The sequence below is a fragment of the Cesiribacter sp. SM1 genome, assembly GCF_020178975.1.
Lineage (GTDB): Bacteria > Bacteroidota > Bacteroidia > Cytophagales > Cyclobacteriaceae > Cesiribacter.
Map to the genome: position 1 here is coordinate 18,974 of NZ_JAHXBU010000090.1, position 14,363 is coordinate 33,336.

Below are 14,363 nucleotides of genomic sequence, written 5' to 3' on the forward strand. Positions count from 1 at the left end.
TGCAGTGAAGAAAGTCAAACGGCAAAATCCGGTACTGACGAACAGAAACGGCATACGGAGGCTGGGAAGAGAGGGTAAGGCAGCACATGATGTCAACGCCCCTGGCCAACAAGCTCTTTTCAGTAGATGCCGCAGGGATCGGAGGAAGGAATATGCCCTTACCCGGGGAGGTCTCCTGGTGTCGTGTACATTGGGAGAAGTCACGGGGCCGCCCGGCGGCAGAGGCCATAGTAGTTGGAGGTAACGAGCTGCCAAGAAGATGGCAGAGGTCTCACAAACCAATGAAGGGCTGAACGTTAAGTTGCCCGAAATTCGATAGGGAGGTTTAAACTTCGAGTTTTCTAGCCCTATCTTAAACTACGGCTAAGCCATAGTCGGTGTAAAGAGCAACTATGGTATGCTTAACGAACCGCCTGGTACGAGACCCGTACGCCAGGTGGTGTGAGAGGTGCACCGGTGAGCTTAACGGCTCATCGGCCGCCTACTCGATTATGTACTGGTTATTTTTTAATTTATCCTTTTTTCAAAAATAACTGATAATTCTCCCTTATCTATTTGATACGTAAGTCTTCCATTATCATCATAAAAATTACACTTAAAGGTGTATATGCAATTAATTTATTTTTAGGAAGAGTTCTTATTTCAATCAATTTTATATTGTCAAATTCACTCTTTTTGGATCTATAAGAGTTTTTATCCATAGTTAATACTAAATGATAATCTTCATCGATTCTATAATCACCAATTCTAAAAAAGTTATCAAAGTCAATCTCTCTAATATCTTTTGTAATAAGAGATATTCTATTTATGTTATTAAAGACTTGAAAACTATATCTCACTGAATCATTGAAAGCTGAATGATCAACTAAACCTTGTTGATAATTATATTCTGGTAAATTCCATATTTCGGTCTCACCTCCTATAATTCCAGTAAAATAAGCTGGTCCTGAGTTGCCATTTTGAAAACTTATTTCATCCATTTGACAACTAATAGCAATTGTCAAGAATACTATTAACAATCCAGATTTTATTGATTTTAATATCATATGAGTAATTTTCGATTTGTTATTAACTTGTACATAACTATTGGCTAATTGCGGTATCTACTATGTATCTGGTCATTATCGCATTTTTGGGTATTATGTTGCTGGTGATAGAAGTTATAGCAGACTCTGCTCTAACATAACACACAGGCAGCTCAAAAGCAAATGGAGCGGGAGGCGTATCAGGTGGTGGTAAGTTTTTAATTATGTACCCGGCGGCAGCTGTCTATATGAGTATTTTCATAATATTTTCTTTCTTCCGTTCCGGCAACGTTTTTCTAACGCATTTGAAGCCATTACAGCTAAAATTTAAATTTCAAGCCCTTCTTAAACAAATTTCTTCTATATCTTATGGCACCATTAGCGTTCAAACATACGTTCAGACTACATGAAGAGGATTTTATTACCCCTACTGGCGGCGGCTGCCCTGCTACTGCAGCCGGCACTGGCGCAGGAAAACTTCCCCGTGAACGGGGTAAGCGATAACCGGCCCCAGCGTTACGCCTTCACGCACGCTACGGTCGTGCAGGATTACCAAACCAGGATTGAAGATGCCACCCTGCTTATCGAAAATGGCAAAGTGGTGGCTGTTGGCAAAAACGTTACCATCCCCCCAGGCACCACCGTGCACGACCTCAAAGGTCGCTGGATCTATCCTGGCCTGGTTGAACTTGATGCCAGCTATGGACTGCCCCCGGTGGAGGAGAAGCCCAGGGCTTCCCGGGCAGATGGTCCGCAGATGGAAACCAATACCCCCGGCGCTTATGCCTGGAATGAGGCCATCAAAGCAGAGTATAGTGCCGTTTCTGATTTCAATGCCAAAGACAGCGAGGCCAAAGCCCTGCGCGACCTGGGCTTCAGCACAGTACTCACCCACCGCCACGATGGCATTGCCCGCGGTACTGGTGCCCTGGTAACACTGGCCGATGATAAGTCACACAATGTGATTATCAACCCCCGCGCTTCCGCACACCTCTCGTTCGATAAAGGCAGCTCCCGCCAGGATTATCCCGGCTCGCTGATGGGTGCTATTGCCCTGCTGCGCCAGATTTACCTGGACTCCCGCTGGTACACCAGCCAGCAGGAGAAACCTTTTGTGGACCGCTCTCTTACTGCTTTCAATGAGCAGCAGCGCCTGCCGCAAATCTTTGAAGTAAAAGATATGCTTTCGGTGCTGCGTGCCGATAAAATTGGCGATGAATTCGGACAGCAGTACATAATCCGGGGTGCAGGTGATGAGTACCAGCGCCTTGATGCTATTAAAGCAACAGGGGCCAGGCTGATTATTCCACTTAACTTTCAGCCAGCCTACGATGTGAGCGATCCGCTCGATGAAATGAACGTGAGCCTGGCCGATATGAAACACTGGGAAATGGCTCCCTATAACCCAATGCTGCTGCAGCAAAAAGGGATTGAGTTTGCCCTTACTACCGATGGCCTGAAAGAGAAAAAAGACTTCTGGACCAACTTGCGCAAGGCAGTAAAATATGGCCTGGACAAACAGACAGCCATTAAGGCACTTACCCATACTCCCGCCCAGCTGCTTGGTGCCGGAAACAAAGTAGGGGCACTGCGTGGGGGAATGCTGGCTAACTTTATCATTACCTCCGGCGATGTGCTGGAAGATGACGCAACAATCTACGAAAACTGGATCGGCGGCAAGCGCTATGAACTGAAAGCCATGCCTGCCCAGGAACTGGCTGGTATGTACCGGCTCGACCTGGGAGGCAATACTTACAATATTGAAATTAGCGGCCCCGCAGATAAGGTAAAGTTCAGGCTGATGGAGTCTGATACGACCGGCCATGATATGAATGCCCTGGTAGGGGAGAACCTGATCAACCTTACCTTTAGCCCTGCTCCCAAAGATACCAGCCGCACACAGCTGGTACGCCTTAGCGGCTGGTGGGACGGAAGGAACTGGAAAGGCCTTGGCCGTAACGAACAGGGGCAGGAAATGCCTTTTACCCTAAGCTACACCGGTCCGGCAAAAGAGCGCAAACAGGCGGATAAAAAGCCTGCCGCTGCCCTGCCCAAACCAGGCGAAATACCACAGCCTTTCCTGGCCTACGGGCAGGTAAAACCACTGGAAGCTAAAAGATACCTGATCAAAGGTGCTACCGTATGGACGAACGAAGCCGAGGGCATTATGCAGAATGCCGATGTGCTGGTTGAAGACGGCAAGATCAGACAGATAGGCACAAACCTTTCTGCAGCAGGTGCAGAAGTGATAGACGGTGCCGGCAAACACCTTACCTCTGGTATTATCGATGAGCACTCCCACATTGCCATCCAGGGTGGTGTGAACGAAGCTTCACAGTCGGTAACTGCCGAGGTGCGCATTGGTGATGTGATCAATTCTGAAGACATCAACATTTACCGTCAGCTGGCGGGTGGTGTAACGGCAGCGCAGCTGCTGCACGGTTCTGCCAACCCGATTGGCGGGCAGTCTGGCCTTATCAAGCTCCGCTGGGGTAAAGCGCCGGAAGAAATGAAGATACAGGGTGCCGATGGCTACATTAAGTTTGCCCTGGGTGAGAACGTGAAGCAGGCAAACTGGGGCCCTCACTATACCGAGCGCTTTCCGCAAACACGCATGGGCGTAGAGCAGGTAATGGTAGATGCCTTTACACGCGCCAAAGCCTACGAGCAGGCCTGGAAAGATTACAACGGCCTCTCCAGAAGAGCTAAAGCCAATGCAACAGCACCACGCAAAGACCTGGAGCTGGAAGCCCTGCTGCAGATACTGAACGGCGAGCGCTTTATCACCAGCCACTCCTATGTACAATCGGAGATCAACATGCTGATGAAGGTGGCCGAAGATTTTGGGTTTACCATCAACACCTTCACACACATTCTGGAGGGTTACAAAGTGGCCGATAAAATGGCGAAGCATGGCGTGGGTGCCTCTACCTTTGCCGACTGGTGGCTGTACAAAATGGAGGTGCAGGAGGCAATTCCCTACAATGCAGCCCTGATGCACAACCAGGGTGTGGTAACGGCCATCAACTCCGACGATGCCGAAATGGCCCGCCGCCTGAACCAGGAGGCTGCCAAAACCGTGAAGTACGGCGGCATGACCGAAGAAGATGCCTGGAAAATGGTGACACTGAACCCGGCTAAACTGCTGCACCTCGATGGCAGCATGGGCTCTATCAAGGCTGGTAAAGATGCCGACCTGGTGCTCTGGAACGACAACCCGCTTGCCATTTATGCAAAGCCGCTGAAGACTATGATAGATGGCGTGATCTATTACGACCTGGAACGCGATGAGCAAATGCGCCGCGAACTGCAGCAGGAGCGTGCCCGCCTGATCCTGAAAATGCAGGAAGAAAAGAAGAATGGCGGTGATACCAAACCTGTAGCCGTGAAACAGCAAAAGGTATGGCATTGCGAAGACCTAAGCGGTCTTAACCATGTACACCACAGCGAACACGAGGCTCATTAATCTATCATCAAACATCACTCCCCTGAAAAGGGGGAACTGTTAGCTAAAGCATGAAAAAACTAATTTTATATACAGCCTTACTAGGCTTGCCGCTGCTAAGCCAGGCACAGGCACCTGCGCCGGCACCAGCCCAGCAACAGCCCATTGCCCTCATGAACGGGATTGCCCACCTGGGCAATGGCCAGGTAATTCAGAACAGCGCCATCCTGATCAGGGACGGTAAGATAGAGAATGTGGTGGATGCCACCAACGCTCGCCTGGCGCTGGATGGCTACGAGGTGATCTCTGTAGAAGGACAGCACGTTTACCCGGGTTTTATCCTGCCCTACACCAACCTGGGCCTGCGCGAGGTAGATGCCGTTCGCTCTACCATAGACGATGCCGAGGTAGGCGATTTTAATCCTAACGTACGTTCCCTCATTGCCTACAACACCGATTCAGAGGTAATCCCTACAGTGCGTACCAATGGCATTCTAATGGCCCAGGTAGCGCCACGTGGTGGCCTGATCTCCGGCTCTTCTTCTGTTGTGGCCCTGGATGCCTGGAACTGGGAAGATGCCGTGGTGCAGGAAGATGATGGCCTGTGGATGAACTGGCCCTCCATATACCGACGTACCGGCTGGTGGGCAGAGCCGGGCCCAATCGAAAAGAACAAGAACTACGACAAGCAAAAGGCCGATATTGAATCTTTCCTGGGCAGTGCCGTTGCCTACAGCCAGGGTGGCAAACCAAAAGAAACCAACCTGAAGCTGGAGGCGATGAAGGGACTTTTCGATGGCAGCAAACGCCTCTATATTACCGCTAACTATGCCAAGGAAATAGTGGAGGCGGTAAAAACAGCCCAGAAGTATGGCGTTAAAAATATAGTGGTGGTGGAGGCCGAAGATGCCCTTTATGTTCAGGACTTCCTGAAGGAAAATAACATACCCGTGCTGGTGGCTAACCTGCACCGGCTGCCCGACCGCCCCGAAGATGATGTGGATTTGCCTTATAAGCTTCCTGCCCTGCTCCAGAAAGCGGGTATAACGGTAGGCCTGCTCTATGATGACCTAAAAAGCAGCCGTAACCTGCCATTCTTTGCCGGTACAGCTGCTGCTTATGGTGTAGAAAGGGAAGAGGCGCTTAAAATGATCACCTCCAACACAGCCAAAATTCTGGGTGTTGATGATAGGGCCGGTACCCTGGAAAAGGGGAAAAGAGCAATCCTGTTCGTATCGCAGGGCGATGCGCTGGATATGCGCACCAATAATGTGAGCATGGCCTTTATCGATGGTCGTAAGCTAAACCTCACCAGCCGCCACATTGAGCTGTACGAAAAGTTTAAAAACAAGTACGAAGCACAACCCGGACAGTAAAACTTACAGATATGAAAAAAGAAAAGCGGCTCTGCATGGGGCCGCTTTTCTTTTTGTATCAGATCCTGAAATATATCTGGCAGGAGAGCTGCTTTGATCAATATAGGTTTAGGTTAGCGGGCTAGCTGATTTTTAAGCACCTGGTTCTCCTGCTGCATTTGTGCAAGTTCTGCTTCACGCTGTTCTATGAGTTGCTGGTACTCGCGGGCCTTTCTGCCCATTTCTTCCTGGGTGGCCTGCAGCTCTTCCATGTTCTGGCGCATTTCTTCTTCCTGGGCCTTCATTTCTTCCGACTGGTACTGCAGGTTTTCCATGAGGCCTTTCATTTCGGTAGAGGAACGCAGGGTAATAATGGCCGAGGCTATGATCTCCCCAATCTTCTGCAGGAAATCAAGCTCATGTGGTGCAAAGGTCCTGAAAGAAGCAATCTCCAGGATTCCCTCTACCTGGTCATTGAACTTCAGGGGTACTATTACAATGCTGCTGGGGTTGGCTTCGCCCAGGCCAGAGGTAATGGTTACATAGTTTTGCGGAATATGGGTAAGGTAGGTGAGCTCTTTCTCGAGGTAAGTCTGACCAACCAGTCCTTCGCCGGGCTCCAGTGTTTTGTGCAGGTACTTTTTTCTGTCGTAGGCATAGCAGCCATAGAGCTGCAGCACCACCTCTTTATTGCCTTTATCTTCCACAAAGAACAGCGAGGCCTGGTTGGCGCCCAGGTATTTCACTACCGTAGAGGTTATCTTGTCAGATAGTTGCTGCACATCGTCCTGGTGCTGGCGTACCAGCTCTGCAAACTTAGAGATGCCCTCGGTAGCCCACATCCTCATCTGGTCTTCCTGCTTAACCTTTACCATCTGCTCCTTCATCAGCAGGAGCTCACCGGCAAGATTTTCTTTGTTTGCGGCCAGGTTCTCTTCGTTCAGCCCTTCCCATTTAATATCAAAATTGCCTTTGGCAATGCCGGAAATAAAGCTTGTGGCCTTTTGCAGATTTGTGATCAGCAGGGCTATTATTTTCTTTTCATCCAGTTCTGCGGCTTCTTCTCCGGATTTGAACAGGTATTTGTTATTGTTTTCATAGAGCTCCCGGAAAAGCCTTTTTCTGCTTTCCCGCTCGCGCTTAAGCCGGATCAGCACAATGAAAACAGTAGGAATACCCAGTAGAAAGAGCAGCGCTTTTACAATCGTGGATATAAACATCAGTCTTTCGGTGCTTGCGTGGCTTGCATCCAGAATGGCCTGTTCTTTCTTGTCCAGTGCCTCGTTAAATGTTTTATAAACAATCCACACGTCGTAGCCGGGATCTTTTTCAATTGTTTCCCTGATGGCATCCAGGTTATCCTGCTTACGCCACTCAATCATCTGGTCAATTACCTTGTAGTAGTTGCTGAAAGCCGTCTCCACTGGCAGGATCTCGTCGGGGTTAATGCCCTGTCTGGCCATAATGGTCCTGACTTTTTTAAAGTGCTGGGGCAGGGAGTCGAGTGCCTCCGTATAGGGGTTTAGTAACTTTTCATTGGGCATAATATAGTAGCCCCTGAAACCCAGGTCGCAGTTGTTAAGGTTTCTGATAATGATGCCCATGGTAAGCTGAACAGCTTTGACATCCCTAACGGCAGCCTCGCTTTGTTCGAACACCATTCTGTTGTAATAGTCCAGTATGCCGTTGCTGGCAATAAAGAACAAAATGAAATAGAGAGAGAAGGTAATGGAGTTAGCCTGAATATTCTTTAGCCACTTCATAGTATTATTAGTTTTGGATATCCTCAACAGGCAAAGCTATTTCAAATCATAGTGTTATAACATTTATTAGAGCCCTGAATCTTACACAAGTGAATTTAACAGCCTTAAATAACGCATAGCGAGCATTGCAAAAAGTAATAAAGACAAGTGGCTTGATGTGAGAATTTTAAAGAACCGCTAAACTGATACTTTGAGGCCAGCGCCGGAAAATAAGCCGCAGATGCTAACGGGGCGTATACAATTTCTTAAAAAATATGCTAAAACAAATGTGGTGGCCAGTGCCTAAAGCTTTGGCAGTGCTTATCAATAGCTGGTCAGGGGGCTGTAGCAGACAGCAGTTAAACCACTTATGTTTTATGCGTAAACCTACTCCTTTTTAAGCCCCATTCTTTATGCCACAGCCTGTTTACAGGATGCCACAGCCTGTTAACAGGCTGCGGAACCTTTTAATATAAAATTACTGATGCCAGGCTTATGATAACCTTGTTTGTATAAAGTAGTTCTTCTAAAGTAGTTCTTCCGGGGTAGATTAACCTGCTGTTTATCAATACCTGAAGAATAACATGAAGATTAATATTTAGGATGAGGAATAGATTTTTTTCGATAGCAAAAAGAGTAATCAAGGATACCATTCAGAGGTTTTCGGCGGCAGACCCTATTGTATATAGTGCTGCTATTGCTTTTTTCACCATTTTCAGCATGCCTTCCATCCTCTTTCTTGTTGTAAAAGTGGCCAGTTCTTTAATAGGGTCGCAGCGGGTGCTTGATGAAGTGTTTGCACAGGTAGAGGAGAAGGTTAACAGCGAAAGTGCCCGGCAGATACAAACAATTCTGGAGGCAGGCTTTGAGTGGGGGTTAACCTCTTTCAGGGGGATAATTAGTTTACTCCTGCTGCTGTTTACAGCAACAGTTGTTTTCAATTTCATAAAAAAAGCGCTCAACAGTATCTGGAATGTAAAGCCAAAGCCCAGAAAAGGGGCCCTGAAGTTTGCCGTCGACAGGCTCTTCTCCCTGATGCTCATACTGGTGCTTAGCATTGTAATGGTAGCCAGCCTGTTGCTGGAGTCGCTTATCGCTGTATTTTCAGATGAGTTCAGCAACGAACTGCTTGGTCTTACACCCTACCTTACCCAGCTCCTGCACACGCTGGTATCGTTTGGGCTGATGACAGTTATTTTTGCGCTGCTTTTTAAATTTCTGCCAGATATACGCTCTCCCTGGAAACCCATCTGGGTAGGAGCGCTTATTACTTCAGCCTTGTTTACCTTGGGCAAGTTTGTCATAGGCCGTATCATCAGCAGTACCGATATTACTACTACCTATGGTGCTGCAGGTTCACTGGCAGCGCTTTTGTTGTGGGTTTTTTACTCCTCGGTAATTGTGCTGCTTGGTGCTATCTTTACTAAAATCTACTACCTGAGCAAGGGTTACCAGGTGCGCCCTTCAGAAAATGCAGTAGCCATAGAAATACGAGAACTGGAAAGAGAAGACGTAGGAGAATCAGCCACAGATATGAACTAAGCTTGAAAGGCGTCTGATTTTTTTACAAATTACTGCCCAATCTTTTCTGCCTTGAATATTAAAGCTCTTGTTATTGCCCTGCTGGCAACAGTTATACTTGCCGCTGGTGGTTTCTGGCTGTACCAGCGCTATTTCACAAAAACAGATTTTCCATTACGTGCACTGGTGCCTGCAGATGCTGTGCTGGTATATGCCAGTAACCAGCCAGATGAGGCCTGGGATGGCCTGCGGCAGCATGCTTTTGGAGAGCTGCTGAAGGATATGCCGGCCATGCGCCGCTTTGAAAGCTACGAGCAGGAGCTAAAGCGCCTGCTACCTTCTTATGCAGCCCTGAAAAACCGAGAATTCCTGTTTTCGTTGCACATTACAGAGCGCAATAATTTCGATTACCTGCTCCTGATGCCCCTGCAGGGCGATAAAGACCAGCGCCTGCTCAGGGAGCTCCGTAAAGAAATTGAAGACAGCCCAGGCAACTACCGGCTCGACGAACGCCTGTACCAGGGTACTACAATCTGGGAGATCAGGGATCTGAACGGGGGCAGGACCTTTAGTTTCTTTGCTGATGAGGGCGTACTGGCAGGCAGCTTTACCTCCTTTTTAGTGGAGGGTGCCATTCGCCAGAAAGCTGCGGCAGGCACTGCCATTGTACCGGCCTGGTTACAGCCATCTGGCGGGGCTTCTTTTGAAACACTGGGCAGCCTGGCCGTTAACCTGCAGCAACTGCCTGCTTTTCTGCGTGTTTTTTCCCAAACCGATAGCCTGGTGCAGGAGCTGGTGCCACGCCTGCCTTATTACAGTCAGCTGGATGTTGCTGCTGCAGAAGAGGGATTGCTGGTGTCTGGCTTTATAAAACCTGAAAATCCGGCGGAGGCAGACTTTCTGTGGGCCCTGCACGGGCAAAAACCACAGCCCATGCGGCTCGATTTTCTGGTGCCGCAACGTTCGGCCAGCCTTATATTTGTTGGCCTTAGCAACCCGCAGGAATGGCACAAACGCCTGCGCACCTATTGGGAAAGAAAAGCCCCCGGGCAGTGGGAGCGATGGCAGGTGCTCGATGCAAAAGCCGGAAATGCACAGGAACTGGCTGCCACCATTGGTAGGGAAGTGGGGCTGGCAACCATTCCCACGGCAGGCGCAGCACGGCCAGATCGCCTGCTGCTGCTGCACCTTAGCGACAGCAGCAGGGCTGCAGGCCTGCTTGCCGAAATGTCGGCACGGGTGGCCCTGCCGGATACCCTCTACAACGAGTTGTTTCTGCGCAGGCAGCTGCAGGAACTGCCCTACGATGAGTTTCCTGCCTCCCTGCTGGGCAGTGCCTACCTGGGGTTCAGGGGCTCTTCTTATTATACCATCATAGATGACTACCTGGTGGTGAGCAGCTCCATACCAGCCCTGAAGGAGATGCTGCTGGATATGCAGGCAGAAGAAAGCTGGCAGCGCTCTGTGAGGATAAACAAGTTTATGTCGCGCCTGGATCCAGAACAAAACTATGCGCTCTACCTGAATACCGCTACCCTCTGGCCCATGCTTTACAGGCGCCTGGCAGCACCCTGGAAGGAGTTCTGGGATAAGCATAACCTGGCGCTGCGGCAAATAGACCTGCTGTCGCTGCAGCTCTCTTCTGCAGAGGGTGCCTTTTATACCAATCTCTTTCTGCACCTCGACCGGCGGCCGGAACGACAGCTGGAGCAGATACAGCTGGTGCAAAAGGCCGCCAGCCAGCTGCAGTCGCCTGCGGTGCATGCGCCTGTTGGAGTATCGTACAGGCAGCAGCGCTCCGGCCACTGGCTGGTACAGGATTCTGCCCGTACGCTTTACCTGCTCAACAATGCCGGCGAAACCGTGCAGTCTGCCCCCTTGGGAGGGTACTGGCAAACACAGCTGACCGAGCTGGACCCGCAAAAGAACAACAGCCCGCATTATTTTCTAAGCACAGCTGATAGTGCCTACCTGTTCAGGCCAAATCTGCAGCCGCTCCGTCCTTTTCCGCTGGCACTGCCGGGGAACGAAAAAATACAGTGGACCAGCGTAGTAGACTATGATGGCTCCCGCCGTTACCGCTTTTTACTGGCTTCTGCATCAGGTAAGCTGTATATGTACGATCTGGATGGCATAAACCTGGAGGGCTGGCAGCCGGCAGATCTAAAGGGGAGCCTTAGTGCTGCTCCCGGCCACCTGCGCGTTCGCTCTAAGGATATTATCTATGCTTTTCAGCAAAAGGGTGGCGTGCATGCCTTTACACGCCGCGGAGAGTACCTTAAGGGCTTTCCGCTCTCGTTAAGCGATAGCCTGCTGGGGCCCGTGCACATACGGCAGGGCTCCGATTTCAAAAGCACCCGCTTTATTACCGTAACAGCTTCGGGATTACTGTTCGAATGGGATCTGGAGGGGCGTATCATTAACAGGAAACAACTCTACCGCCCCGATGCAAGGGCGCGTTTTTACCTGGTGCCCGATGCCAAAGGCAAGCGTTTTCTGATTGCGCAGCAGGATCGCTTCAGGCTGCGCCTGATGGATGAAAACGGCAGTGACCTGTTCGAAAAAGACTACCTGGGTGCAAGCAAACTGGAGGTGCAGTACTTCTCCTTCAGCAATGCAGCGGCCCTGGTAGCGGTTACAGACCCTGATCAGGAGTTTACCTACTTGTATGATTTAGGCGGGAATTTAATGCAAACGCAGCCCCTGAACAGCTGCTGCCCTGTAGGTTTGCAGTTAACAGGTGCAGGAGACTCTCTTCGTTTAGTGAAAGCTTACAATGCTGCTGTTGAGCAGCATGTAATGCCCGTCATCAATTCGTCAAAATAAGACTGGGCCTGTAGCCTTGCGTTTGCAGCGTAACCTCTGGCTCACGGTAAGCGTATATGAAGTACAATTTAGCTTCTGCAGAAGCAGAAGTGGTGTAAGAGCAATTAGAAAATTAAAGGATTTAATATGATGATAATTGCTACCTTAGCCCTTAAACAACTCCTCTTCTCCATGCTCCGGAAATTTTTATGGATGGCTCCAGTTTTGCTCTTATGCCTGTCTGCGCCAGTATATGCCCAAAGTGAACATCCCCTGGCACGCGCCTTTAGCAGTGCCATCAGCCAGTCGGATATGAACAGCCTTACTGCTCTTTTAGATGATGAAGTGGAACTGCAACAGCCCGGACACAACGGGACCTGCAGAAAAAATGTAGCCAGTGGCAAACTGGCTGACTTTCTGCGCCAAAATCCTCCGCAAAGCTTTATGCTCAAGCACCAGGGTTCTTCTGCCGATGGGCAGGTTTACGCCATTGGTCAGCTTACTACCCGCTCGGGCAGCAATTACAAAGTGCTGCTGCGTGCAAAGCCAAATGGCAACCAGCAGGGGGGAGGGCAGTATAAAATATTTAAGCTCGATTTTCTGCAGAGTATGTAATAGCCGCTAGGGCAAATACACATAGGCCGGTGCTTTTGTACCGGCTTTTTTGTTTTTCCAGCTTTCTGAAATCCAGGTTTCATCCGGGTAACAACTAACAGCAATTAGGTTTTCATTTGCCGATTGGATGCGGTATTTTTGCAGCCTGAAAGCAATCTTTCAAATCCCTATGAAATTATTCAGATCGCCCTTGGTGCTGGTATTGCTGTTTATAGCATCAGTAGCAGGCGCGCAGGATGAGCCTCTTAGCTACGCCAACCTCAGTTCTCCCTATTTTGCCGTTAAAACCCACCTCCAGTTTCTTGAAGAAGATTCCTATAAGCCCGAACAGGCTGCCAAGGTATTCAGGAGCCAGGGCCGTAAAGAATCGGAAAGAAAGCAGCTGGCTATACGCCTGCAGCAGATCCTGAATGGTGAGGGTATATACATAGATGTAGAGGAGCTGCCCCGGCAGAAAAACTACCTCGACAGTGCCTCAGGCCAGCATAAATATGTGCTTACCGCCCGCCACCCCGAAATTTACCTGGTAAGGGGCACAGATGGCCGCTGGCGTTATTCCGAAACCACTGCCAACGCCATAGACGAACTGTATAAGCAGGTGTACCCCTTTGGTGCACATAAGCTGCTGGACCTGCTGCCCCGTCTGGGGCCCAAAAAGTTTTTTGGCATTCATCTCTGGCAGTATATTACTATTTTGCTGATTGTTGTGCTGGGCTCTGCCTTCCACAAGCTCATGACCTTCCTGTTCCGCCGCGGAATTTCTGGTTTGCTCAGCCGCATGGGCTATGCAGAGCTGGCCAAGAGGTTTGTGCTCCCGGTGGCGCGCCCGGCTTCTCTTTTGTTTGTATTTATGCTGCTGGGTGTGCTGGTGCCGCTGGTACAGCTACCGGTGGTGCTAAGCAAATGGATTTTTCTGGTGATCAGGGCGGCCCTGCCATTCTTTGCTACTGTGGTATTTTACAGGTTAGTGGACCTGGTAGGCATCTACATGGAGCGTCTTTCGGATAGCACCGAAAATACCCTCGACGATCAGCTGGTGCCCCTGGTGCGTAAAGTACTCCGCACCTTTGTGGTGATTGTAGGAGCACTCTTTATACTCGATAATCTCGATTTTAATGTAACGGCCTTCCTGGCGGGTCTGTCAATCGGTGGTCTTGCCTTTGCCCTTGCAGCACAGGATACCATCAAGAACTTCTTTGGCTCCCTCATGATCTTCATTGATAAGCCTTTTCAGATCGGCGACTGGGTTACTTCAGGAGAAATTGATGGTACGGTAGAAGAGGTTGGCTTTCGTTCTACCCGTATCCGCACCTTCCGCAACTCGGTTACCTATGTGCCCAATGGCAAGCTGGCCGATGCCGTGGTAGATAACCACGGGCTGCGGCAGTACCGCCGCTTCAGCACAAAACTGGCCCTTACCTACGATACTCCGCCACAGCTGGTTGAGCTTTTTGTAGAAGGGCTAAGGCGCATAGTTGTTCAGCACCCGCACACCCGTAAAGATTATTATGAGGTGCATTTAAATGAGCTGGGGGCGCACTCGCTGGATGTGCTCTTCTACGTGTTTTTTACAGTGCCTACCTGGTCTGAAGAGCTTAAGGCCAGGCACGAGATTCTGCTGCAGATCATGAAACTGGCCGAAACCCTGGGCATACGCTTTGCCTTCCCTACACAAACACTGCACATGGAGACATTTCCCGGACACCCAAGCCTGATGCCTGGCTACAACCGCACAACAGAGGAGCTGCGGGCCGAAATGGACAAGCTTTTGTCGGTAAATGGAGGTGGCGTAGCAGTAAGGGTGTAGTGGGGCAGGGGCGAAAGGCCTGCGGGGGCACTTGGAGATGATCTTTGA

At 49.7% G+C, this 14,363-nt stretch carries 9 protein-coding genes; 7 read left to right on the forward strand and 2 right to left on the reverse strand.

The genetic code is table 11. The features are described from left to right. Nucleotides 1-86: 86 nt before the first annotated feature. Nucleotides 87-293, forward strand: a complete 207-nt coding sequence (locus KWJ01_RS16620; protein WP_224997938.1) for a hypothetical protein — start codon at nt 87-89, stop codon at nt 291-293. A gap of 258 nt (nt 294-551) precedes the next feature. On the opposite strand, the gene KWJ01_RS16625 is transcribed toward KWJ01_RS16620, so the two are convergent. Then, a complete protein-coding gene (locus KWJ01_RS16625) occupies nt 552-1,046 on the reverse strand; it encodes a hypothetical protein (RefSeq protein WP_224997939.1) in 495 nt (164 codons plus the stop codon). A gap of 385 nt (nt 1,047-1,431) precedes the next feature. On the opposite strand from KWJ01_RS16625, the gene KWJ01_RS16630 reads away from it, so the two are divergent. Both KWJ01_RS16630 and KWJ01_RS16635 read left to right on the forward strand, forming a co-directional pair. Then, nucleotides 1,432-4,491, forward strand: coding sequence for an amidohydrolase family protein (locus KWJ01_RS16630; protein WP_224997940.1), 3,060 nt, complete (start codon nt 1,432-1,434; stop codon nt 4,489-4,491). Between the two features lie 50 nt (nt 4,492-4,541). Beyond that, nucleotides 4,542-5,846: an amidohydrolase family protein gene (locus KWJ01_RS16635; RefSeq protein ID WP_224997941.1), complete on the forward strand. Its 1,305-nt coding sequence runs from the start codon at nt 4,542-4,544 to the stop codon at nt 5,844-5,846. A 113-nt stretch (nt 5,847-5,959) separates the two neighbouring features. Here the strand turns inward: KWJ01_RS16635 and KWJ01_RS16640 are convergent, their stop codons facing one another. Beyond that, on the reverse strand, nt 5,960-7,588 hold the full coding sequence (locus KWJ01_RS16640) for a GAF domain-containing protein (protein WP_224997942.1): 1,629 nt from the start codon (nt 7,586-7,588) through the stop codon (nt 5,960-5,962). Nucleotides 7,589-8,170: 582 nt separating this feature from the next. Between KWJ01_RS16640 and KWJ01_RS16645 the strand changes: the two genes are divergently transcribed. The 4 genes from KWJ01_RS16645 (at nt 8,171) to KWJ01_RS16660 (ending at nt 14,315) form a co-directional block, all read left to right on the forward strand. Further along, nucleotides 8,171-9,109 carry a YihY/virulence factor BrkB family protein gene (locus tag KWJ01_RS16645; RefSeq protein ID WP_224997943.1) on the forward strand — a complete coding sequence of 313 codons (939 nt, stop codon included), beginning with the start codon at nt 8,171-8,173 and terminating at the stop codon, nt 9,107-9,109. Nucleotides 9,110-9,160: 51 nt separating this feature from the next. Then, complete coding sequence (locus tag KWJ01_RS16650) at nt 9,161-11,914, forward strand: hypothetical protein (RefSeq protein WP_224997944.1); 2,754 nt, start codon at nt 9,161-9,163, stop codon at nt 11,912-11,914. Between the two features lie 126 nt (nt 11,915-12,040). Then, nucleotides 12,041-12,508, forward strand: coding sequence for a DUF4783 domain-containing protein (locus KWJ01_RS16655; RefSeq protein ID WP_224997945.1), 468 nt, complete (start codon nt 12,041-12,043; stop codon nt 12,506-12,508). A 169-nt stretch (nt 12,509-12,677) separates the two neighbouring features. Further along, nucleotides 12,678-14,315: a mechanosensitive ion channel family protein gene (locus KWJ01_RS16660; protein ID WP_224997947.1), complete on the forward strand. Its 1,638-nt coding sequence runs from the start codon at nt 12,678-12,680 to the stop codon at nt 14,313-14,315. The last annotated feature ends 48 nt before the right edge of the window (nt 14,316-14,363 follow it).